Here is a 21687-nt window from a genome sequence, read left to right as displayed (position 1 = left end):
GTTTACGTAAAGGTGAGATTATGCCTTTGTCTGAAACAACACCGATAAGCTACAACAACAAAATAATCGGCATTTAATTTTCAGACGCGTTACAACAATAACAATATTTTGGGAAAGTTTTTTGCAGTTTCAAAACTTCCCTGCTAACGAGGACTTCCGAATGAGCCAAGATTTTGTGCTGGAAACCCAAGGATTGATCAAAGAGTTTAAAGGGTTTACCGCCGTTGATGATGTGAATCTTCAAGTTCAACGTGGGCATATCCATGCGTTGATTGGTCCAAATGGTGCGGGCAAGACTACATGCTTCAACCTATTGACCAAATTTTTGACACCTACCCACGGTAAAATCTTGTTTAACGGTAAAGATATTACCCACAAGTCACCAACCGATATCGCGAAGATGGGTATGGTGCGTTCTTTCCAAATTTCTGCGGTTTTCCCTCATTTAACTGTGATGGAAAATGTGCGTATCGCTTTGCAACGTAAGCTGGGCACTTCATTTCATTTTTGGAAATCAGATGCCAGTTTGAATGTACTGAATGACCGTGCCATGCAACTGCTTGAAGAAGTAGATCTAGGCCAGTGGGCAGACACCATCACAGTTGAGATGCCCTATGGCCGTAAGCGTGCTTTAGAGTTGGCGACAACTTTGGCACTAGAGCCTGAGCTAATGCTATTAGATGAACCGACTCAAGGCATGGGACATGAAGATGTTGAGCGTGTTATGCATCTGATCAAGAAAGTGTCTGCGGGTCGTACTATTTTGATGGTTGAGCACAACCTGCACGTTGTTTCAAGCCTCTCTGACCGGATTACAGTATTACAACGCGGTGCGGTGTTAACTGAAGGTCCTTATGAAGAAGTTTCTCAGAATCCACAAGTTCGTGAAGCTTACATGGGGAGCGAAGCAGCATGAGTCAAAATCATAAAAAGCACGATGTTGAACAGTTAAGAATTTCAGATTTACACGCGTTCTATGGCGAGTCTCATATTCTTCACGGCATCGACATGAAAGTTAATCGTGGTGAATTAGTTACTCTATTAGGTCGCAACGGCTCTGGGCGTTCAACAACACTTAAGTCAATCATGAATATGGTGGGCAAGCGCACAGGCTCTATCATGGTGAATGGTAGTGAAACAGTGGGTATGCAGGCGCATCAAATTCCTCATTTAGGTATTGGCTTTTGCCCAGAAGAGCGTGGCATCTTTGCCAGCTTAAATGTAGAAGAAAACCTGATGTTACCGCCTACTGTACGTAGCGGCGGTATGAGCTTGGAAGAAATTTACGACATGTTCCCTAACCTATATGAGCGCCGCATGAGTCAAGGCACGCGCTTATCTGGTGGTGAGCAGCAGATGTTAGCAATGGCTCGCATCCTACGTACAGGGGCAAACCTGCTGCTGTTAGATGAAATTACGGAAGGTCTTGCGCCTGTTATCGTACAGAAGCTGGGCGAAGTATTGCTGAAGCTAAAAGATAAAGGCCTAACGATTGTGCTGGTTGAGCAAAACTTCCGTTTTGCTGCGCCGTTAGCTGACCGTCATTACTTGATGGAGCACGGTACTATCGTAGAAGAGATCGCCAGTCATGAGCTGGAAAGTAAAATGGATGTGCTGAATACCTATCTGGGTGTGTAACTGATAGGCAGACAAAAAAAATAAAAGTGCCTAAGCATGGGGGTTCACAATGAGTGTGAAGCACCCATTAAATAAGAAAACCACAACAACAATAACAACGCGAAAGCGATGGAGTGGACTATGAAAATGTTGAAAAAACTGATGTGCAGCGCGGTTGTTTCTGCAATGGCAGCTTCTACGGCAGCTCATGCTGGATCAATCTCTAATGATGAAGTGCGTATCGGTTATCTGGCAGATATGTCAGGTACTTATAGCGCGCTTGCTGGCCCAGGTGGCCTTGAAGCAGCAAAAATGGCGATTGAAGATTTTGGCGGTAAAGTAAACGGCAAAAAAATCACTATCGTTGGTGCTGATGATCAGAACAAACCAGATATTGGCGCAAACAAAGTACGTCAGTGGATCGATGTTGAAAACATCGACATGGTTGCAGGCATGGTATCTTCTGCTGTAACCATCGCTGTAAACAAAGTGGTAGAAGCGAAAGATAAAATCTCTATCGTATCAGGTTCGGCCTCTTCTTCTATTACCAACCAATACTGTACTGCAAACTCTATTCACTACGTGTATGACACTTACGCCCTGGCACACGGTACAGGTGAAGCGGTTGTACAAGAAGGCGGCGACAGTTGGTTCTTCTTAACAGCTGACTACGCATTCGGTCATGCAATGGAAGCTGACGTAACAGAAGTTGTTAAACAAAGTGGTGGTAAGGTTGTTGGCGGTGTTCGTCACCCATTGGCAACCAATGATTTCTCTTCGTTCATTCTACAGGCACAAGCGTCTGGCGCTAAAATTGTTGGCCTAGCTAACGCAGGTGCTGACACTACTAACTCGCTGAAAACTGCTAAAGAGTTTGGTGTTGTACAAGCAGGTCAGAAAATTGCTGGCTTGTTAATCTTCTTAACAGACGTATACAGCCTAGGCCTAGAAACCACACAAGGTCTACAGTTGACTACTGGTTTCTACTGGGATCGCACACCAGAAACTCGTGCATGGTCAAAACGTTATTTCGAGCGTACAGGTGCAATGCCATCAATGGTACAAGCAGGTATCTACTCTTCAGTTAATCACTACCTGAACGCAGTGAAATCTGCGGGCACTGATGAAACTAAAGCGGTTATGGCTGAAATGAAGAAGACCCCAATTAATGACTTCTTCGCTCAAAATGGTCAGATTCGTGAAGATGGTCGTATGATTCACGACATGTATTTAGCAGAAGTGAAAAAGCCATCTGAGTCAAAAGGTGACTGGGATCTGTACAAAATCCTACGCACTATTCCAGCAGATAAAGCATTCCGCCCTCTGTCTGAATCTAAGTGTAAGTTAGTAGCTGGCCGTTAATATTCAGCTTGTTGTTGGGTGGCCTTGCCACCCAACTCACTACTCACAGCTACAGCGTTTTATGAGTAGAGAAGGCTGGAATAGAGTGAAAAATAACAATAAATACACCTGTGTTTTAGGTGTTTGCGTCGACAAGAGCGTTAAAGGGTTTTGGTTATGGCAGAGTTACTAGGTTTTCCGCCGCAGGTTTTGTTTGGGCAGCTATTGATTGGTCTGATCAATGGCTCATTTTACGCCTTACTCAGTTTGGGTTTGGCAATTATCTTTGGTCTGTTAAATATTATTAACTTTGCTCATGGTGCTCAGTATATGCTGGGTGCGTTTGTAGCATGGTTTGGCTTAAAGTTTTTTGGTGTTAACTACTGGGTGGCCTTAATACTCGCGCCATTAGTGGTGGCTGCCATCGGGATTGCAATAGAGAAGACGTTATTACGTCGGTTATACAAAGAAGACCACCTTTATGGTTTGCTGCTGACCTTTGGTTTAGCACTGATTATTGAGGGTTCTTTTGTTCACTTCTTTGGTGTATCAGGTCAACCTTATTCTGTACCAGCTGCATTGCAGGGTGGGAATAACTTAGGCTTTATGTTCCTGCCAACCTACCGTGCATGGATCATTGTTGCGTCTTTAGTAGTGTGCTTTGGTACTTGGTACATGATCGAGCGCACGAAATTAGGGGCTTATCTGCGCGCAGGTACTGAAAACCCTAAATTATTACAAGCTTTTGGTATCAATGTACCTTTATTGATTACACTGACCTATGGTTACGGGGTTGCTCTGGCTGCATTTGCAGGAGTTTTAGCCGCACCAATCTACTCTGTAAGCCCTGTGATGGGCTCCAACATTCTGATTGTTGTATTCGCAGTGGTAGTAATCGGTGGTATGGGCTCTATTATGGGCGCTGTAGTAACTGGCTTGCTGATGGGGCTGATTGAAGGTTTAACCAAAGTGTTTTATCCAGAGGCTTCAACGACTGTGATCTTCCTTGTGATGATTGTTGTGCTGTTGGTTCGTCCTGCAGGCTTATTTGGTAAGGAGGCCTAACATGACAACTCAAGTACTCAAGAATAGCGCAGTGGAGAAAGGTATGAGCAAAACAAAAATGGGCTTTATGCTATTGCTGTTGATCGGCTTAGTTGCGCCTTATGCGATCTACCCTGTATTTCTAATGAAAGTGTTGTGTTTCGCGCTTTTTGCCTGTGCCTTCAACTTAATGTTGGGCTATGCTGGCCTGCTTTCCTTTGGTCATGCAGCGTTCTTAGCAACAGGGGGTTATATTACAGGCTATGCAGTCATGGAAATGGGGGTTACACCAGAGATCGGTATTTTGATCGGTGTGATTGCATCTGCCGCAATGGGCTTTGTGTTTGGTAAGCTTGCGATTCGTCGTCAAGGGATCTACTTTGCAATGATCACCTTGGCACTGGCTCAGCTGGTGTTCTTCCTGTACGTACAAGCCCCTTTCACTGGTGGCGAAAACGGTTTGCAGGGGATCCCACGTGGTAACCTGTTTGGCGTGATCAGCCTGAAAGGCAACTTGCCAATGTACTACTTTGTTTTAGCCATCTTTGTGATCGGCTTTACAATTATTCACCGCGCTATCCACTCACCATTTGGTCAAATTCTAAAAGCAATTCGAGAGAATGAGCCTCGTGCAATCTCTCTAGGCTATGATGTTGATAAATACAAACTGGTGGCATTTGTATTGTCTGCTGCTCTAGCAGGTTTAGCTGGCTCAACTAAAAGCTTGGTATTCCAGCTGGCTTCGTTGACCGATGCAAACTGGCACATGTCAGGTGAGGTAATCTTGATGACCTTACTAGGCGGTGTGGGCACTATTTTTGGCCCAGTCGTAGGTGCTGCTACAGTTGTGACGTTGCAAAACTACCTATCACAAGGCCCTCTTTCATCTTGGGTGCCAGTGATTCTAGGTCTAATCTTTGTAGTCTGTGTACTGCTGTTCCGTAGCGGTATTGTGGGTGAGATCAAGAAGTTCACTAAGAAGAACTTCAACTAGTACCATCGCTGTTCATTACAACTTTGTGCCTGTAAGCCTGTGCGTTTTGTACAGGCTTTTTTTATTATTACATTTAACACGTTATCTGCTGAAAATAGGTTTAAGCTATGAGTGACTGCTTACTATACTCCCAAGAAGGTCGCATTGTGACCTTGACCATGAACCAAGATACCACCCGAAATGCAATTTCAAGTGATGAGATGATTGATGCTTTTGAGCAGGCTGCTCTACGTATCAATCGAGATGACAGCGTGTCTGTTGTCATCTTAACTGGTGCGGGTAAAGCGTTTTCTTCTGGTGGTAACGTAAAAGATATGCATGAAAAGTCAGGGATGTTTGGTGGTAGCCCTGTACAATTGCGAGAAGGCTATCGTCGAGGTATCCAGCGCATCCCACTAGCGATGCATAATCTTGAAGTACCGCTTATTGCTGCCGTTAATGGCCCTGCAATTGGCGCTGGCTGTGACTTGGCAATGATGTGCGACATGCGTGTCGCTTCGACGCAAGCTAAGTTTGCAGAAAGCTTTGCCAAAATTGGTATTATTCCCGGAGATGGAGGGGCTTGGTTTTTGCCACGCGTTATTGGCATGTCCAGAGCCTGTGAAATGGCCTTTACAGGCGAAGCCGTTGATGCGCAGACCGCTCTGAGTTGGGGGATGGTGTCTGAGGTGGTTGAGCCTGAGCAGCTGTTATCAACCGCTAACAAGTTAGCCCAGCGCATTGCTGTTAATCCGCCTAGAGCACTGCGTATGACAAAAAAACTACTTAAAGAGGGACAAAAGCAGTCTCTTGAAAGTTTATTAGAGCTGTCTGCGGCCATGCAGGCGTTGGCGCACCACACTGACGACCATGCCGAAGCGGTAGCCGCAATGCTGGATAAAAGAACGGCTCAATTTACTGGTAACTAAAAATAACACCGAATAGTTATTTTTTTTGGAGGTAAGATTTGTGATAATCCGCCTCCAAATCAGGATATGGATAGCCTGAACCTTATGTCAGGCACTATAGATGAAAGATAATACCACCCGTAATTGGACTTTATTGATATTACTGCTGGGCTTTTTGCTATCGGCTACTTCTGCGTGGCTGCTATTTGTCTCTGAAAAGGCACAACTCAGTAATCGCTTAGCTAAGGATGTGGCTGACCGCACTGCCGCCTTTGAGCTTGAGTTCTCCTCATCTATTGAAGCACTGTATACCATGCGTGCACTATTCATTGATCGGCCAATGCCTGAGTATCGCCACTTCAAGCAGTTGGCACAGCAGGCACGCACTAGACACCCTGATATAGTGGATTTTTATTGGGTTGCTGACATCCCTTCTGAAAAGCGGCCTTATTATGAGGCCGCGACACAGATTATGCTTGATGATCCCTCATTTATTATTCGGGATCAGGGTAAATCTGAAAACTTACCCCTACCCTTAATAACTGCAAGCCAGAGGTCAAGCTACCGAGCAGTGTTGTTTGCTGATACAACGGCAGCTGTTTTACCTTTAGGTCTTGATTTAGCAGCTAATGGCAATCTAACGGCTTTATTAGAACACTCTGAGCGTCAGAATAAAATGATGCTTTCACAAAGCATTACGGCTGAAATTGAAGAGCGGAATATCCCTTTGGTTTTTCTTATCTTGCCCCTAGACCGTTTACCCACTAGTGCTGACACTCAGGCAAGCAATGGGTTTGTAATTGCCGTGTTAGATCTTGCACGAACCTTTGAGGATGCATTGACTAATATCCGTGTTAGCGGCATTGAAATGCGCTTGTGGGATAAAACAGAGAAAGATAAACCTATCCTAATGTATACCCATACAAGCCGAACTCGACTGCTTATTGATTACAACACCCGTATTGAGACAACTTTGACGCTAGAAAATGAACGCCAGTGGGTGATTGAAGCCATTCCTACCTTTTATTACTTTGAGAATAAACGTAGCTGGCTACCGCACTTAGTCTTTTTTATGGGGTTAGCGGCCACTTTCCTTATTATGCGTTTATTCGTGAGCTTTGCTGCAAAGAATGAGCGTATAAGGTTAGAGTCTCGTCAGCTTATGACATCGAATCAAGAGCTGGAACAAATCTCACGTACCGATGCTTTAACGGGTGTCGCTAATCGACGTTATTTCGACGAAATACTCGACAAAGAGTGGAAGCGAGCACTGCGTAATCACAACCCACTTACCCTAGTGATGGTAGATATAGACTGCTTTAAGTTATACAACGACTATTACGGTCATCTAGAGGGTGATGAATGCATTCGAATGGTTGCACAAACCTTGAAAGATATGATGTCTCGACCAATGGATCTAGTTGCCCGCTATGGTGGTGAAGAGTTCGCGATACTGCTGCCTGATACTAATGACAATGCTATTGTATTAGCAGAGCAATGTCGCAAAGCAGTTGAACAGCAACAAATGCCTCATGCCGCATCTAAAGTATCCCCTTACATCACAATCAGCTTGGGTATGTGTACGATTAATCCTGACCAAGAGCTGGAGATGAATGAATTAATTCGACAAGCTGATAGAGCGCTTTACAAAGCTAAAGAAAGTGGTCGTAATCGGGTTTGTTCAGCATCTGATAGCCCCAAAGCCATACAAAAAGAAAAGGCATAATCTTGGCAACTTCTTCTGTAGGAAATCAGACACCCAGAACCAAGCCTGACTTACTCAAAGACCCTCTACCTATTTTACTATGGCGTATGACGTACCCTGTAATTGGCGGCATCATCACTTTAATGCTGTTCAACTTGGTCGATGCCTATTTTATCAGCATGTTAGGCACAGAGGCTCTGGCGGCTGTAACCTTTACTTTTCCCGTTACATTCACACTGATCTCACTTTCAATAGGCTTAGGTATTGGCACTTCGGCAGTTGTTGGACGTTTATTAGGAGAAAAATCTTTTCTGCTAGTTAAGCGCCGAGCAACAGATGCCGTGTTATTGGCGATTGTATTATCTGTATTGCTTACGATAGTTGGTTTGCTAACTATTGAACCATTATTTCAGCTGTTAGGGGCTGGTGATGTGTTGATGCCCTATATCCATGACTATATATCAGTTTGGTATATGGGAGCTTTGTTTGTCATTGTACCTAGAACGATTACCAGTGCACTGCGGGCTAGTGGTAACACCTTAGTACCCGGCTTGGTCATGATTGGCTCTGGTATTGTGAATGGGATACTTGACCCTATCCTGATTTTTGGCTGGGGGCCAATTCCGGCAATGGGTGTTCAGGGGGCAGCATTTGCGACTCTTATTTCATGGGCAATGCTAACCATCGGTATATTCAGCTTGTCTGCGGTGAGAAAAGAGCTATTAACATTTACTCGCCCTCAATGGCAGGCAGTAAAAGAGAGTTGGCAAGCTATTGGTCATATCGCAGTACCTGCCATTATTTCTAGCATATTGACTCCTATTAGCAGTGCTATTTTGACCCGAATCGTCGCAGTTTTCGGCAATGAGGCTGTAGCAAGTTTTGGCGTGGGCACTCGAATAGAGTCGATCTCATTGATTGTTGCCTTTGCGCTTTCTATGACACTACCACCTGTAGTGAGCCAGAACCTAGGCGCAGGCCAATTACAACGTGTGCAGTTGTTGGTATTTGGTACATTCAAATTTGTCTTGATCTGGCAGCTTGGTATATGGGCATTGTTATTATTGTTTCAAACACCTTTGACCAGTGCATTTGCGACAGATAGTCCGCAGTTTACCGATAATTTGCTTTGGTTTTTGTGGTCAGTACCTCTAGGCTTGGGGTTTCAATCAGTTATTATCCTGGCTAATTCTACGATGAATGCACTGCATCAGCCGATGGTCGCACTACGTTTGAGCATCCTTAGGCTCTTTGTTTTTTATGTTCCCATTTGCGCATTAGGCGCTTGGTTATATGGCTTATACGGTGTTTTTATTGGCGCTGTAATTGCCAATTTGCTCATGTGTGGCATTTCATGGTGGACTGTGAAGGGTGCTTTACAGCTGTTAATAGCTAAAAACGCATCTTTAAAGCCTCTTAATGATTAAAATAACTACTTAGATCAATAGCTAAGACTTGAGATTTTAAGATGAGTTAAGGACACTGCTTCAGTGTGACTGAAAATAACTAATGCCAAAAAGGACGTGTACCATGGCCGATAAAAAAAAGAAGAAAATTAACAATAAAATTTATGAGGCAGAACTAGACCGCTTGCAGATTGAGCTGGTCAAGTTACAGGAGTGGATCAAACACACGGGTATGAAAGTGGTTGTGCTGTTTGAAGGGCGTGATGCGGCAGGTAAAGGGGGGTCAATTAAGCGTATGACCCAAAGCCTGAACCCAAGGGTTTGTAAAGTAGTGGCATTGCCTGCTCCTACTGAGCGCGAAAAAACACAGTGGTATTTTCAGCGTTATGTTAAACACTTGCCCGCAGCAGGTGAAATGGTGCTGTTTGACCGGAGCTGGTACAACAGAGCAGGTGTTGAGCGTGTGATGGGTTTCTGCACAGACGATGAATATCAAGATTTTTTGCATGACTGTCCAGAGTTTGAGCGTATGCTAACTCGCTCAGGCATCACGCTGATTAAATACTGGTTTTCAGTATCTGATGATGAACAAGAAAGACGCTTCCAAGGACGTATCTATCACCCAACAAAACACTGGAAACTCAGTCCAATGGACTTAGAATCCCGTTCACGTTGGGTAGAGTATTCAAAAGCAAAAGACATTATGTTTATGCACACTGATACACCCGATAATCCATGGTATGTCGTTGATGGTGATAATAAAAAGCGGGCGCGTTTGAATGTGATTAATCACTTACTGAATCTGATTGACTATGAAGATTTAAGCCCTGAGCCTGTTGAGTTGCCACCAAGACAAAAAGACAACGGCTATGAACGCCCATCAATGTTAAAACAGAATTTTATCCCTGAAATTTATTAGGGGTAAGCAGTGCTGGGTAACCAGCTAGAATAGACGCCTTTGAGGCATTGTGTGAGAGCAAATATGTTAAACGTAAATGAATACTTTGATGGTACAGTGAAGTCAATTGGTTTTGAAAATAACCAAGGCCAGCTGACAGTTGGTGTAATGGCTGTTGGTGAGTACACTTTTGGTACAAGTCAGCATGAAACCATGACTGTTGTTTCTGGTGCGCTAACGGTAAAACTACCTAATAGCGAAGCATGGGTGACATTTAACGCTGGTGAACGCTTTGAAGTTGATGCTAACCAAAGCTTTGATTTAAAAGTAGCTGAGCCAACTGCTTATCTTTGCCAGTACCGCTAAGTCTTCATTTGCGATTCTAAGCGATAAAGTATGTTGTGAAACAGGCTCATCCTGAGCTTGTTTCACAATCCAATGTTGTAATTTTCCTTCCCTTATCTACTTTATAAACTTGCTGTAAATTAAAGAGTTTTTCTAAAAGATTGAGCTTTTATCTCGCTCACCGTATATTGCCGCCTTTACTCTTTCTCAAGGAACTCTTATGGCGCTCAAGGCGACGGTATTTAAAGCTTCTGTTAACTTAGCGGATATGGATCGTGGTGTTTATCTGGATGAGAGCTTAACGATCGCCCAGCATCCGTCAGAAACTGATGAGCGTATGATGCTGAGAATTCTAGCTTGGGCGCTGAATGCAAACGAGCGGCTAGAGTTCACAAAAGGATTATCTGCGGATGATGAACCAGAAGTTTGGCAGAAAAACTATTCTGATGAAATTGAGCTTTGGATTGAGTTAGGCTGTCCTGATGAGAAGCGCCTGCGTAAAGCCTCTTCAAGATCAAAGGAAGTGATTTTATACGCCTACGGTGATCGCTCTGCGCCAATTTGGTGGGATCAAAATAAAAGTAAACTCAGCCGATTTGGTAATTTAGCCATTTATTTTGTCAACGAATCTATCATAGAGGGTTTGACTGCAATGACTGCGCGTACAATGCAGTTACAGGTGAGCATCCAAGATGGCACCGCATGGGTCTCCTCTGGAGATCATAGCGTAGAGGCTGCACTAGAGCGTTGGATGTAGCCTTTCATCTACAGTGCAGCCTTATCTTGAGCGCTAGGGCGCTACAGCACCCAGAGTGGAAATTGACTGATACCATAGTGCAAAGTGCCACCTAGCCATAGCAGATAGCTTGCTGTAAGTAGGTGCTTTAAAATGGGGTGCGATGTAAAACGAGACATGGTTATCCCTCTTTTATATGACGCGGGTAGCGCCTAACAATTAACGTCAAAACAGCTGATATACTGGTTTGACGTTAGTTATAAAAGGGTTATATAACCAATTTATGACAATGAAAAATATTTAAATATCAATCTTTTCTAATCCATAAGGTAATGGCAATAGCTTGAGCTGAACACCTTGTTGAGTACCAACATGTAAGCTTTGCTCTAAGGCGCTATCTTTTAGTACAGCCAAACATTCCTGTTGCCCTTGCTCATTACTGGCCGCTAGTAACACCTCGCCAACAGCCTCATCATGGCCTGCAACGTAGATCAAAGTACCTACTGTAATTGCCTCTGCGCTATCTTGCAGCAAAGGTTGTAAGCGTTTTCTTACTCCGCCGCGGTATTGTGCGCGTGCAATTGTTTCTTGTCCTGTATAGCAGCCTTTTTTGAAGCTAATTGCGCCAACTGCCTGATAGTTCAACATCTGTGGGATAAACTGATCACTTTGGCTTTGTTCAATCAGAACCTGTCCGGCTCGAATATTTAGCAGCTGCCAAGCGGGTTCATCTACTATTGAAAGCTGACCACTTAATTGCGCTAATAGGGCTGATAATTGTTCGCTAGGACAGATCAGTAGGCTGCGACTTTGGTCAGGCAAAACAACTTGTTTAACTGTATCAGGTAAGTCGGTTAATGCTTCCGCACGGTTATAACCCAATAAGCTGTATTGTGTTTGAGCATCTTCAAGCTGGCAACGATACAACGGCGCAAATTTATTCAAAGTTTGTAAAGTCGTGTCCAAAGTGCTTGTTGGGAGGATAAGGTCAAAGTCTTCCCCTTGATGCACCACATAGAAAGTGGCATAGATGCGACCTTTAGGTGAGCAAGCAGCGGCTTGTTTGAGTTCGCCTTGTTGCATCTTTTCAATATTTTGAGTCACCTGGCCATGCAGTAGCTTAGCGCTGTTGCTGCCTTTTACACGTAAAATAGACAGTGATGGTAAACGGCTAATACAAGGCTGGCTCAGTATCTGTTGAGCTTGCATGGCTTGATTGGTTTCTGCTGTACTATTAAAAACTTGAGTCATGAGTTTGATTTTTCCTGAACCTAAGAGGCTCTATCATTATGAAGTGCAGTAAATATTGGTATTATAGGCGGCCTACTCAAGGTTAAAAATAACTTTAAATTTAAGGATTTAATTTGCAGCTGTCGGTGCGGTTTAAATTGTGTGCTCTATCTCTGATAACAGTGCTATTGGTGCAGTGTTTTTCAGGGCTGGCGCAATGGCGATTGCTGCAAGCCGATGAGTTTAGCGCTGGCCACTCAAACAATGTTCAACTGAGTAGACTTTCACATAACTCACAGCCAACATTATTTTTAAGCCCCTGCTGTGAACGTTTTAATACACTATCACCTGTAACAGATCACCCGTTGTCTTCAGTAGCCCTATTGCTGGCGCTACTTTGGCTGCATAGTATTTGCTATCGCTGCCAGTCTCCTAGAAACGCTTGTTTTTATCGGTATCGGCTGCATCTCATTTTTTGCTGTTGGCGTAATTAAGTTATACCTAACTCACTCCATTTACTGAATAGTGATTGGGTGCGTTCACCTTAGCATCCATCTATGATTTGAATAATTGCCATCAAATTTGAGCAGATATATGACTTCGATAATCAAACGCAGTGCGCAACTACTTTTAGTTCTAAGTGGTTTAATTTTAAGTGCCTGTAGCGAACCAAAAACAGAAACTACACATAATTCACAAGCAGCCCATAATATGAGTAATACGGCTGGGCAAAATGGCCGCTGGTATAGCGCAGAGCAAGTTAGCCAAGGTAAAAAACTATTCCAACAATACTGTGCTGAATGTCATGGTGCTTTTGCACAAGGCAACCCTAATTGGCGTCAACCAACCGAAAATGGGCGCTATCTACCACCGCCATTAAATGGAACAGGCCATGCGTGGCATCATCCTATGGCGCAATTGCGAGATGTGATTACTAATGGACGTGGACCAGATGTGCCTAGCGATATGCCTGCTTGGGGAGAAAAAGTTAATGCTCAAGAGGTTGATGCATTAATCGCTTGGTTCCAGTCTCGTTGGCCTGACGAAATCTATCAAGCTTGGAGCCGACCTAAGCACTAAGGCCATTGAGTGCCAGTACCCTTGGTTTAATTGCTATTTCACTAGAAAAGCTTGACCCTAAACTTTACTTTAGGGTTTAAGCTTTCAATATTCTGTAATCCATTGATGTTAAAAACGACGAAAAGGTCACCATAATGAGCAAGCAAATTGTACTTACCCTTGAAGGTTTATCTTGTAACGGCTGTGTAAACTCTGTCACCAATGCGCTGATGATGTTAGAGGGTGTTGATCAGGTCGAGGTAACACTATACGAAGCCTATGTCACAGGTAGCGCCACCGCAGAGCAGTTAATTGAAGCAGTAGAAGAAGCAGGTTTTGATGCTAGCGTAAAAGGTTAGGTTGAAAAACAACATAAGCCTTTTTCTGGAAACGAACCAAAAGGAGTGCGGGTGATGACTCAAGAGCTATCGCAACAACAATACCGCTTAGCCTTAAGAGGAATGCATTGCGCCAGTTGTGTGCAGCAAGTGCAAAGTGCGCTTGAACAACTGTCAGATGTGAGTGATGCAGAGGTGAATCTGCCTGACCGCTCGGCAACAGTTCACACCCGCCTACCTGTGGCAAAAATTATTCAGGCTATTGAGCAAGCGGGCTTTGGCGCCACCTTGTTGGATGATAAATATGGCGAAGATGAGCGCCAAGCTGAAGAGCGCAGCCATTATCAGCAGCAGATGAAAAAGACCTTTGTGGCTTTGGCGCTAGGCACCCCTTTGATGCTAATGATGTTCTGGTCTGGCATGCCAATGCTCGATAATATCCAAGGCCAGATATTCTGGTTTGTTACAGGCTTATTAACTTTAGGTGTAATGGTCTATTCTGGAGGCCATTTCTACCAAGGTGCATGGCTGGCGTTTAAGCGCCATTATGCCAACATGGATACCTTAATAGCATTAGGCACGGGTACTGCTTGGTTCTACTCTATGCTAATCAGCATTTGGCCTGACTTGGTGCCTATGCAAGCTCGCCATGTTTACTTTGAAGCCGCCGTATTTATTATCGGTTTGGTCAACTTAGGCCAAGCTTTAGAAAGCCGTGCACGTGGCCAAGCCTCGCAAGCCATTCGCAAGTTATTGAACTTACAACCAGAAACAGCACGCCTCATTCGCCAAGATGGCGAAGAAGTGGACATGCGTATTCAGTCGATACAAAAGCGCGACATGATTCGGGTGCGCCCTGGAGAAAAAATACCCGTCGATGGCAAAGTTATGGAAGGAGAGTCACGGGTTGATGAATCCATGCTCACAGGGGAACCCATGCCTGTGAGCAAACAAAAAGGCGATGAAGTAGTCGCTGGATCACTTAATCAGAATGGCGCACTCAGGATTCGAGTACTAAGGGTGGGAGCGGATACTGCACTGGCACAGATTATTGAACAGGTGCGCCAAGCACAAAATGCCAAGCCCGCTTTAGGCCGCTTAGCCGATCAAATCGCTGCTGTCTTTGTACCAATAGTATTAGTGATTGCTATTTTAACCGCATTGTCATGGTTTAACTTTGGCCCAGAACCTGTGTCAGCTTATATGCTAGTGACGACAATGACCGTTTTGGTAATTGCCTGCCCTTGTGCATTAGGTCTGGCAACGCCTATGTCGATTATGGTAGGGGTGGGTAAGGCTGCTGAGCAGGGTATATTGATTCGTCGTGGTGATGCCCTTCAACAAACCTCAGAACTTGATGTCATCGTACTGGATAAAACAGGCACTGTAACGCAAGGCCATCCAGCGGTAACTGACCTAGTGCTATTGAACCGCGAAATCAATCAGCAACAGCTTCTCCAGTGGGCGGTAGCTTTAGAGTTAGCCTCTGAACACCCTCTGGCACAGGCCATTATTGCCAAAGCTAAAGAAGAAGGCCTAGCACTGACCGCAGCAGAGCGAATTAAGCCTATTGCAGGGCAGGGGATTGAAGGTTGGCTTAAGCCAGAACAAGAAGGTATAAAAGGGGTTAATCTATTACTAGGTAATCCTGCCTTGATGCAGCAAGTTCAGATCGACATCCTTGAAGCCAAACCTGAACTTGAGCGTTTAGCCTCACAAGGTAAAACCCCTGTACTACTAGCGGCTAACGGCCATCTTCAAGGGATTATAGCCATTGCTGACCCGATCAAAACCGACTCTGCCGAAGCGATTCAACGTCTAAAACAGCAAGGTGTAAGAGTCGTCATGCTGACGGGAGATAACACCATTACCGCGAAGGCTGTCGCACAACAAGTGGGTATTGATGAAGTTCTAGCCGAGGTCATGCCTGAAGATAAAGCAGAACAAGTGCGGCACTTACAAAACCAAGGTTTAAAAGTGGGTATGGTAGGTGATGGTATTAACGATGCCCCCGCCTTGGCACAAGCCGATGTGGGCATGGCAATTGGTACAGGTACCGATATTGCCATAGAAAGCGCAGACTTGACCCTAATGCGAGGCTCTTTGCATGGTATTGCCGATGCAATGGAAATCTCCCGTTTAACAATTAACAACATCAAACAAAACCTTATAGGCGCCTTTATTTACAATGCGATTGGTATTCCCTTGGCGGCAGGGGTTTTATTCCCCGTATTTGGCTGGTTACTTAACCCTGCCTTTGCAGGTGCTGCAATGGCATTATCATCTGTTACCGTAGTCAGCAATGCTAATCGCCTACGATTGACGCCCTTAACAAAGAGAACACAAGCATGAGCGCATTATGGGTGAATCTAGCAGGAGTGGTGTTAATCGGTTTAGTACTTTGGTGGTTTTGGTGGCGCAGGCCTTAAGCCAAAGCCACCTGTTGCAAAGTGCTTAAAAATTTATGCTCAAATAGCCTAAACCGTTGCCAGTAAAAACAGCATGAGAGTGTAGCGTTACACTAAACTGGCCTGTAATAGTCAACTAACTCTGATCAAGCTTATGCGGCAACTGCGTGTAAGCTTTGCTGACGATCAAAAGGGATGTAGCGCACATTGGCATCAGCATGACTTATTTTTAGCGCCTTTGCGGTGGCACTATTAATCATCAGCATACCATCTGCTGCTCGACGAGCGGGTGCCAGCATAACGCGGTATTGGCCTAAGTCAGCATTACTGAGCATATATAACGGATCTTGCTCGCTTACCTCATCACTGATGCACACGCAGCCTTGTGCACTCTCACGTACTGTATGAATCTCATTAGTTGCGGCCTGCACTGAGGGGCCACCATCAAATAGATCAACATAGCCTGTATATTGAAAACCCTCTTTCTTCAGCATGTGCAGTGCAGGGGCTGATGAGTCGTTTGGTTTGCCTATTACCTCACGCGCAGCTTGCGGTAATAGGTCAATATAAATGGGATACTTTGGCATAAGATCAGAGATAAACTGAGTACCCTTTAGAGCGACTGTATTAACCGCTTCCTGAAACTCGATACCAAAAAATTGACGCCCTAAGTTTTCCCACAGCGGTGAGCGCCCTTCAGTATCTAGCCAGCCTCTTAACTCAGCCATTACGGTTGACCCAAAACGCTCAGGAAAGTCTGCCATCGCTAAAAAACGGGCACGGGATAAAAACTGTCCCACACCGGGACGGCGGAACTCAGGTAATACAAATAACGAACCAACCTCAGTTGCACCCGTGTAGTCATTTACCATGCTTAAAACACGAGCTTGTCGAGTTACGGCCAGCTCATTGCTACTACTGACCAATGTAGAAACTTTATAAGAATAAAAGGGCTTCTCTAAACCAATCCCCGTGTAGATCGCAGTAGTACCGACAACACGGCCAGATACTTGATCCTCTAGCACCATAAAATAAGTACCTGAAGAATGGTTCATACCTTCTTGAGAGAAGGCTCGCTCTGAAGCATGAATTTTACTCAGCCAAGCCGCTTCATCGGCTGGCATAGAGGTCATCCCATCGCCAACAGCCTGTGATAGCGCCATTAGGTCTGTTAAATCACTCATTTGACAGGGACGAATCAGTAACATGGCAACACCTTTTATCTTTTAATTGTTAGGTATTATTTTAGTCGTTGATTGACAAAATTAGGTGTTTGATTCAGAGCTTAAAACGCAGAAGATATTTATCTTGAGTAATTTGTCAAAATTTTATTCTGCATAGGGTAAATAGCTTGCGATGACCTTTAAATCTGGGCAGACTGCGCTTTTTCGAGTGTTTAATAGGATTTTTACACTGATTAATGATTTGTAATGGCTTAATTCTGCATTAAAAGAGACCCTAACATGCAACTTGACCGTATCAGTCGAAATATTCTTTCGATCCTGCAACAGGAAGCTCGAATTACCAATCAAGAGCTGGCTGATCGAGTAGGGCTATCACCAAGCTCTTGCCTAAATCGTGTACGTAAGCTTGAACAAGAAGGCTTAATTGGTCCTTACTTATCTCAGTTGAATCTCTCTGCCTTGTGTCGCAGCGTTACCGTTATTGCAACAGTGCGCTTAAAAGATCAAAGCACCGATGCTTTCCGAGCCTTTCAGCAGGCCACGCAACAGCATCCCGAGGTGGTGGAGTGCTATACGGTAAGTGGTAGTTTCGATATTTTCTTGAGAATAGTGGCACCAGATATGACCCGTTATAACGAGATTAACGATCAACTACTGGATGTGTTGCCCGGTATGGTCAATATCAGCAGCCATGTAGTGCTGACGACGGTTAAGCCATTTAGAGGCTACCCGTTGGAAGCGTTATTAGAAGATTGAATAAATCAACTTTTTGATGAAAACCGTATCATATGAAAGCTATCACCGCCTTAGAGCAAGGCGGTGATAGGTTGATAGCCCTAGGAAGTTTAGGGCATGAGAGAAGTTTACTGCCCGTCTTTACGCAACCCTTGAGCTAAATGCTCAAGCTGATCAGCCAACTGTTTTGACTGCTGTAAGCTGGCGCTTGTTAAAGCAGACTCTATCAATAGCTGTAGCTGGGCAAAATGCTGCTGCCCAACATGTTCTATCCCGCTTTTACTCAGCTGTTTTTTGAACGACTCAACCACATGCTGTGCTTGTTTTTCAATGTTCGCGTTCATGCTGGCTCCCCAACTACAGCGTCCTCAGTGGTAGGCTTTTCCCCTACAGGCTCACTAGAGTGATGCGCTTGAGTATCTTCTGTAATATTTTCTTCATTAGATGCTGGAGCGCTTACTGTAGGACTAGACTTAGGAGCATGGCTTAGCACTTGCTCATCAATTTCATGAACATCACTGGCTCTACCGATCAGTAGAGGGTCTGGCGCGCAGACAAGGTCAGTGTTTTTATTCGGGTATGGCAGAGTGTGCAAAACATGCAGCATCGCATTAATACGCGCACGCTTTTTGTCATCAGACTTAATGGTTGTCCAAGGTGCATCAGCGGTGTCGGTGTAGAAAAACATCGCTTCTTTTGCTTCGGTATAGTCATCCCATTTATCAAGCGATGCTAAGTCGATCGGGCTGAGCTTCCATTGTTTCAGTGGGTCATGGCGACGCTCTTGGAAACGGCGTAGCTGTTCTTGACGACTAACAGAGAACCAAAACTTGAATAGGTGAATACCATCGCGGGTTAGCATACGTTCGAGTTCAGGGGGCTTGGCGCATAAACTCTAGATATTCTGTTGACGAGCAAAAGCCCATTACACGCTCAACACCTGCGCGGTTATACCATGAACGGTCAAACAGTACGATTTCACCTTTTGTCGGCAGATGGTTGATATAGCGTTGAAAATACCACTGGCCAAACTCTTGCTCAGAGGGTTTCTCAAGTGCAACTACGCGAGCACCACGAGGGTTAAGGTGCTCCATAATACGTTTAATGGTGCCCCCTTTACCCGCAGCATCTCGCCCCTCAAATAGAATAACAATGCGCTGGCCTGTTTCTTTTACCCAATTCTGCATTTTCAAAAGCTCAATCTGTAGCTCTTGTTTTCGCTTCTCATATTCAGCGCGCTTCATACGCACCGAGTAAGGGTAGTTTGAACCTAGCGGTGGATTTCTCACCCGTTTTGCACGGCTTGCCACTTGGTCTAGTGGATGAGGCTTAGATGCCTTAACGGGTGCAGCAGTTTCAGAAATTGGAGACTCTTGAGGTTGAACCTGAGTTTCTTGCTCAATATTTACAGTGTTAGATTGGGTCATAACTGCTCCTTGTTTTGATCAGTATTGTCTAAAGACTACCTTAAATACGCTAATCATTTAAGGCAGGGGATACAAGAAAAAGATGCTGATTAGATTCAACATTTTTGACTAGAACGGCACCTCAGTATCAAATCTAAGCCACTCATTTGTTCGTGGGTGGAAAAATTCAATACGATTAGAATGCAATAGAAGGCGTGGTGAAGCTGAAAATAGCTCAGCAGATGCGTAAAATTCATCGCCCAATATAACATGTCCCAGTGCTTGCATATGCAAACGCAGTTGGTGTGAACGCCCTGTTACAGGTTTAAGTAATATTCTAGTTTGCTGTTTTTTCTCATCACGTTCCAGTACTTGATACTGAGTAACAGAGGCTTTACCTGCTTGCTGACAAATTTTATAGCAACGCGGATTAGCCTCATCTTTGCCGATAGGTAAATCAATAACGCCTTCATCCTCAAGCACAAGGCCATTCACAATGGCGGTATACTGTTTCTTCACAACTCGTGCTTGGAACTGTTTACTAATATGTGACAGGCAAGGCTTATTTAACGGCAAGATCATCAAGCCAGAAGTATCGTAATCTAGGCGGTGAACAATCATCGCGGTTGGAAAAGCCTGCTGTACACGACTGACTAAACAGTCGTGATTGTCAGGATGTCGCCCCGGAACGGAAAGTAACTTGGTAGGTTTGTTAACAACAATGAAATCTTCATCCTGATGAATGAGTTGATAAGCCTCTTGGCTTGCAGCTAAAACGCTTAGCTCTGTAATCTCGGTTGTCATAAAATCTCAGTAATTCATATAGATGTGGTGCGTCGGATTATCAAATTAATCCATCTGTGAATTGTAGCACTCTAGCCATCGCACTGCTTCGATTGTAATAACCAACTAAAATAGATTGGATTGACAGTAACCGTTAGAAAAATTTAGAATTCACTAATATTGATTCTAACCTTAGTCCCAAGTTGAGCCATAAAATGTTACCGAAAAAATACCTACCTTTTGTTACGCCACTGCTCATGTCTATCTTGATGGTCTTTGTGATGACAGGCGTTGTTACCGCAGCTAATACTGGTATTGAAGGCGCCTTTTTTCAACGCTGGGCGCATGCCTACATGGTAGCTTGGCCTATAGCATTTTTATTTATTTATTTTATGGGAAAACGAGTGCAAGCCTTTGCGGCAAGAATTTGTAGTTTGGAGTCTTAGTTGCAACCTATCCTACGCCAAGTGACCTTTTCAACAGTCTAAATTAACAGCCCATTTAATTAATGCGACTTGTCTTTTACTTTTTTCTCTATATATTTCGTAACCAGTTACGTAACTAGGATTGTTGATATGACAAACAAACAAGACCAGATGCAGAGCTTTGGCAGTTTGTCTTTAGGTAGCCGATTAAAACGCCTCTCTGACCGAATGATGCAAGAGGTGAGTAATCTTTATCAGGCGCAAGGTATTCCCTTAAATCCATCCTTCTTTCCGCTATTGAACTTGTTGCTAAAACAAGGCGCGCTAACGGTCACTGAAGCGGCTGAAGGGCTAGGCATTAGCCATCCAGCAGTCAGTAAAATTGCGCGTAAGATGCTAGATGAAGGCTGGCTGATTAAAAAGCCTGATCCACAAGATGTACGTCGGCAACAGCTCTTTCTAACAGATCAAAGCCATCAATTACTTGAGCAGATTCAACCTGTATGGCGTGAGATTAAAACCTATTTAGATGAGCTAATGGCGATGCAAACACATCCGCTGTTATCTGCCATTGATGAGTTTGAACAGCTGATCAATACGCAAGGCTTTACTCAACCAATATTGCAGCGTTTACAGACACGCACACAGCTAGACCAAGTGAACATTATTGGTTGGCAACCAGAGTTAAAAAGCCATTTTCAGCGACTGAATATGGCTTGGCTGAATCAATACTTTGCGGGTGAGTTAGTAGAGGCTGACCACTTAGCTCTAGATCATCCAGAAAGTTATTACTTGGCAAAAGGCGGTTATATCTGGTTTGCAGAGTTGCCAGAACAATCCCCCTCGGATGACAAGCGCAAAATTGTTGGCTGTGTAGCTTTAGCCCGCCACAGTGCAGATTGCTTTGAAATATCAAAAATGGGTGTTGAGGATGAGGTACAAGGGCTAGGTGTGGGTAGAAAGCTGCTATTGGCAGCATTAGATAAAGCCCGTGAGTTAGGTGCTAAGGCAGTTTATTTAGAAAGTGCAACTCAGCTCACCCGCGCACTTCAACTTTATCAAAACATGGGCTTTATTGAGGTGCCGCATCCTAATGGCGTTTCGATTTACCCACGATCTGATATTTACATGACGTTAACGCTTTAG

General features: G+C 44.3%; 23 protein-coding genes. 17 read left to right on the top strand and 6 right to left on the bottom strand.

Translation table 11 applies throughout. The annotated features are described in order from the left end of the window. The first annotated feature begins 160 nt into the window (after positions 1-160). The 11 genes from B5D26_RS07805 (at position 161) to B5D26_RS07755 (ending at position 10994) form a co-directional block, all read left to right on the top strand. Positions 161-916 (top strand): ABC transporter ATP-binding protein, encoded by a 756-nt coding sequence (locus B5D26_RS07805; RefSeq protein WP_078745168.1) that lies wholly within the window; start codon positions 161-163, stop codon positions 914-916. Next, positions 913-1638 carry an ABC transporter ATP-binding protein gene (locus B5D26_RS07800; protein ID WP_078745167.1) on the top strand — a complete coding sequence of 242 codons (726 nt, stop codon included), beginning with the start codon at positions 913-915 and terminating at the stop codon, positions 1636-1638. The genes B5D26_RS07805 and B5D26_RS07800 overlap by 4 nt, the downstream gene beginning before the upstream one ends. A gap of 120 nt (positions 1639-1758) precedes the next feature. Next, on the top strand, positions 1759-2979 hold the full coding sequence (locus tag B5D26_RS07795; RefSeq protein WP_078745166.1) for an ABC transporter substrate-binding protein: 1221 nt from the start codon (positions 1759-1761) through the stop codon (positions 2977-2979). Between the two features lie 156 nt (positions 2980-3135). Continuing rightward, positions 3136-4023 carry a branched-chain amino acid ABC transporter permease gene (locus tag B5D26_RS07790; protein WP_078745165.1) on the top strand — a complete coding sequence of 296 codons (888 nt, stop codon included), beginning with the start codon at positions 3136-3138 and terminating at the stop codon, positions 4021-4023. A 43-nt stretch (positions 4024-4066) separates the two neighbouring features. Beyond that, the gene (locus B5D26_RS07785; protein ID WP_078745250.1) at positions 4067-4996 is read left to right on the top strand and encodes a branched-chain amino acid ABC transporter permease; all 930 of its coding nucleotides are present in this window, start codon (positions 4067-4069) and stop codon (positions 4994-4996) included. Between the two features lie 107 nt (positions 4997-5103). Beyond that, a complete protein-coding gene (locus B5D26_RS07780; protein WP_078745164.1) occupies positions 5104-5904 on the top strand; it encodes a crotonase/enoyl-CoA hydratase family protein in 801 nt (266 codons plus the stop codon). A gap of 100 nt (positions 5905-6004) precedes the next feature. Continuing rightward, on the top strand, positions 6005-7609 hold the full coding sequence (locus B5D26_RS07775; protein ID WP_078745163.1) for a GGDEF domain-containing protein: 1605 nt from the start codon (positions 6005-6007) through the stop codon (positions 7607-7609). Between the two features lie 2 nt (positions 7610-7611). Then, positions 7612-9015, top strand: coding sequence for an MATE family efflux transporter (locus tag B5D26_RS07770; protein WP_234985241.1), 1404 nt, complete (start codon positions 7612-7614; stop codon positions 9013-9015). 103 nt (positions 9016-9118) lie between these two features. Beyond that, complete coding sequence (ppk2, locus tag B5D26_RS07765) at positions 9119-9913, top strand: polyphosphate kinase 2 (RefSeq protein WP_078745162.1); 795 nt, start codon at positions 9119-9121, stop codon at positions 9911-9913. 63 nt (positions 9914-9976) lie between these two features. Next, a complete protein-coding gene (gene ppnP, locus B5D26_RS07760) occupies positions 9977-10258 on the top strand; it encodes a pyrimidine/purine nucleoside phosphorylase (protein ID WP_078745161.1) in 282 nt (93 codons plus the stop codon). A 199-nt stretch (positions 10259-10457) separates the two neighbouring features. Continuing rightward, positions 10458-10994, top strand: a complete 537-nt coding sequence (locus tag B5D26_RS07755) for a YaeQ family protein (RefSeq protein ID WP_078745160.1) — start codon at positions 10458-10460, stop codon at positions 10992-10994. Positions 10995-11273: 279 nt separating this feature from the next. On the opposite strand, the gene ygfZ is transcribed toward B5D26_RS07755, so the two are convergent. After that, complete coding sequence (gene ygfZ, locus B5D26_RS07750; RefSeq protein WP_078745159.1) at positions 11274-12224, bottom strand: CAF17-like 4Fe-4S cluster assembly/insertion protein YgfZ; 951 nt, start codon at positions 12222-12224, stop codon at positions 11274-11276. 690 nt (positions 12225-12914) lie between these two features. On the opposite strand from ygfZ, the gene B5D26_RS07745 reads away from it, so the two are divergent. The 3 genes from B5D26_RS07745 to B5D26_RS07740 all read left to right on the top strand — a co-directional run bounded on the left by B5D26_RS07745 (position 12915) and on the right by B5D26_RS07740 (position 15952). Continuing rightward, on the top strand, positions 12915-13283 hold the full coding sequence (locus tag B5D26_RS07745; protein ID WP_234985240.1) for a c-type cytochrome: 369 nt from the start codon (positions 12915-12917) through the stop codon (positions 13281-13283). Between the two features lie 134 nt (positions 13284-13417). After that, on the top strand, positions 13418-13621 hold the full coding sequence (locus B5D26_RS16395; protein WP_080051869.1) for a cation transporter: 204 nt from the start codon (positions 13418-13420) through the stop codon (positions 13619-13621). Positions 13622-13675: 54 nt separating this feature from the next. Next, on the top strand, positions 13676-15952 hold the full coding sequence (locus tag B5D26_RS07740) for a heavy metal translocating P-type ATPase (RefSeq protein WP_139776642.1): 2277 nt from the start codon (positions 13676-13678) through the stop codon (positions 15950-15952). A gap of 208 nt (positions 15953-16160) precedes the next feature. On the opposite strand, the gene B5D26_RS07735 is transcribed toward B5D26_RS07740, so the two are convergent. Next, complete coding sequence (locus tag B5D26_RS07735; RefSeq protein ID WP_078745157.1) at positions 16161-17216, bottom strand: arginine N-succinyltransferase; 1056 nt, start codon at positions 17214-17216, stop codon at positions 16161-16163. Positions 17217-17471: 255 nt separating this feature from the next. Between B5D26_RS07735 and B5D26_RS07730 the strand changes: the two genes are divergently transcribed. Then, a complete protein-coding gene (locus tag B5D26_RS07730) occupies positions 17472-17948 on the top strand; it encodes an Lrp/AsnC family transcriptional regulator (protein WP_078745156.1) in 477 nt (158 codons plus the stop codon). A gap of 107 nt (positions 17949-18055) precedes the next feature. Here the strand turns inward: B5D26_RS07730 and B5D26_RS07725 are convergent, their stop codons facing one another. The 4 genes from B5D26_RS07725 to B5D26_RS07715 form a co-directional block, all read right to left on the bottom strand. Beyond that, complete coding sequence (locus tag B5D26_RS07725; protein ID WP_078745155.1) at positions 18056-18271, bottom strand: hypothetical protein; 216 nt, start codon at positions 18269-18271, stop codon at positions 18056-18058. Then, the gene (locus B5D26_RS16530) at positions 18268-18789 is read right to left on the bottom strand and encodes a polyphosphate kinase 2 family protein (RefSeq protein WP_249024956.1); all 522 of its coding nucleotides are present in this window, start codon (positions 18787-18789) and stop codon (positions 18268-18270) included. Before B5D26_RS16530 ends, B5D26_RS07725 begins: the two co-directional genes overlap by 4 nt. A 10-nt stretch (positions 18790-18799) precedes the next feature. Continuing rightward, positions 18800-19354 (bottom strand): polyphosphate kinase 2 family protein, encoded by a 555-nt coding sequence (locus tag B5D26_RS16525; RefSeq protein ID WP_249024957.1) that lies wholly within the window; start codon positions 19352-19354, stop codon positions 18800-18802. Positions 19355-19462: 108 nt separating this feature from the next. Continuing rightward, complete coding sequence (locus B5D26_RS07715) at positions 19463-20137, bottom strand: RluA family pseudouridine synthase (protein ID WP_078745154.1); 675 nt, start codon at positions 20135-20137, stop codon at positions 19463-19465. 194 nt (positions 20138-20331) lie between these two features. Between B5D26_RS07715 and B5D26_RS07710 the strand changes: the two genes are divergently transcribed. Beyond that, on the top strand, positions 20332-20562 hold the full coding sequence (locus B5D26_RS07710) for a DUF2798 domain-containing protein (RefSeq protein ID WP_078745153.1): 231 nt from the start codon (positions 20332-20334) through the stop codon (positions 20560-20562). Positions 20563-20691: 129 nt separating this feature from the next. After that, positions 20692-21687: a bifunctional helix-turn-helix transcriptional regulator/GNAT family N-acetyltransferase gene (locus B5D26_RS07705; RefSeq protein ID WP_234985239.1), complete on the top strand. Its 996-nt coding sequence runs from the start codon at positions 20692-20694 to the stop codon at positions 21685-21687.

The sequence above is a fragment of the Oceanospirillum multiglobuliferum genome (assembly GCF_900167095.1).
In the GTDB taxonomy this organism is placed as follows: domain Bacteria; phylum Pseudomonadota; class Gammaproteobacteria; order Pseudomonadales; family Halomonadaceae; genus Oceanospirillum; species Oceanospirillum multiglobuliferum.
Note: the sequence above shows the minus strand (reverse complement) of the source record. Positions and strands in the feature narration are given on the sequence as shown.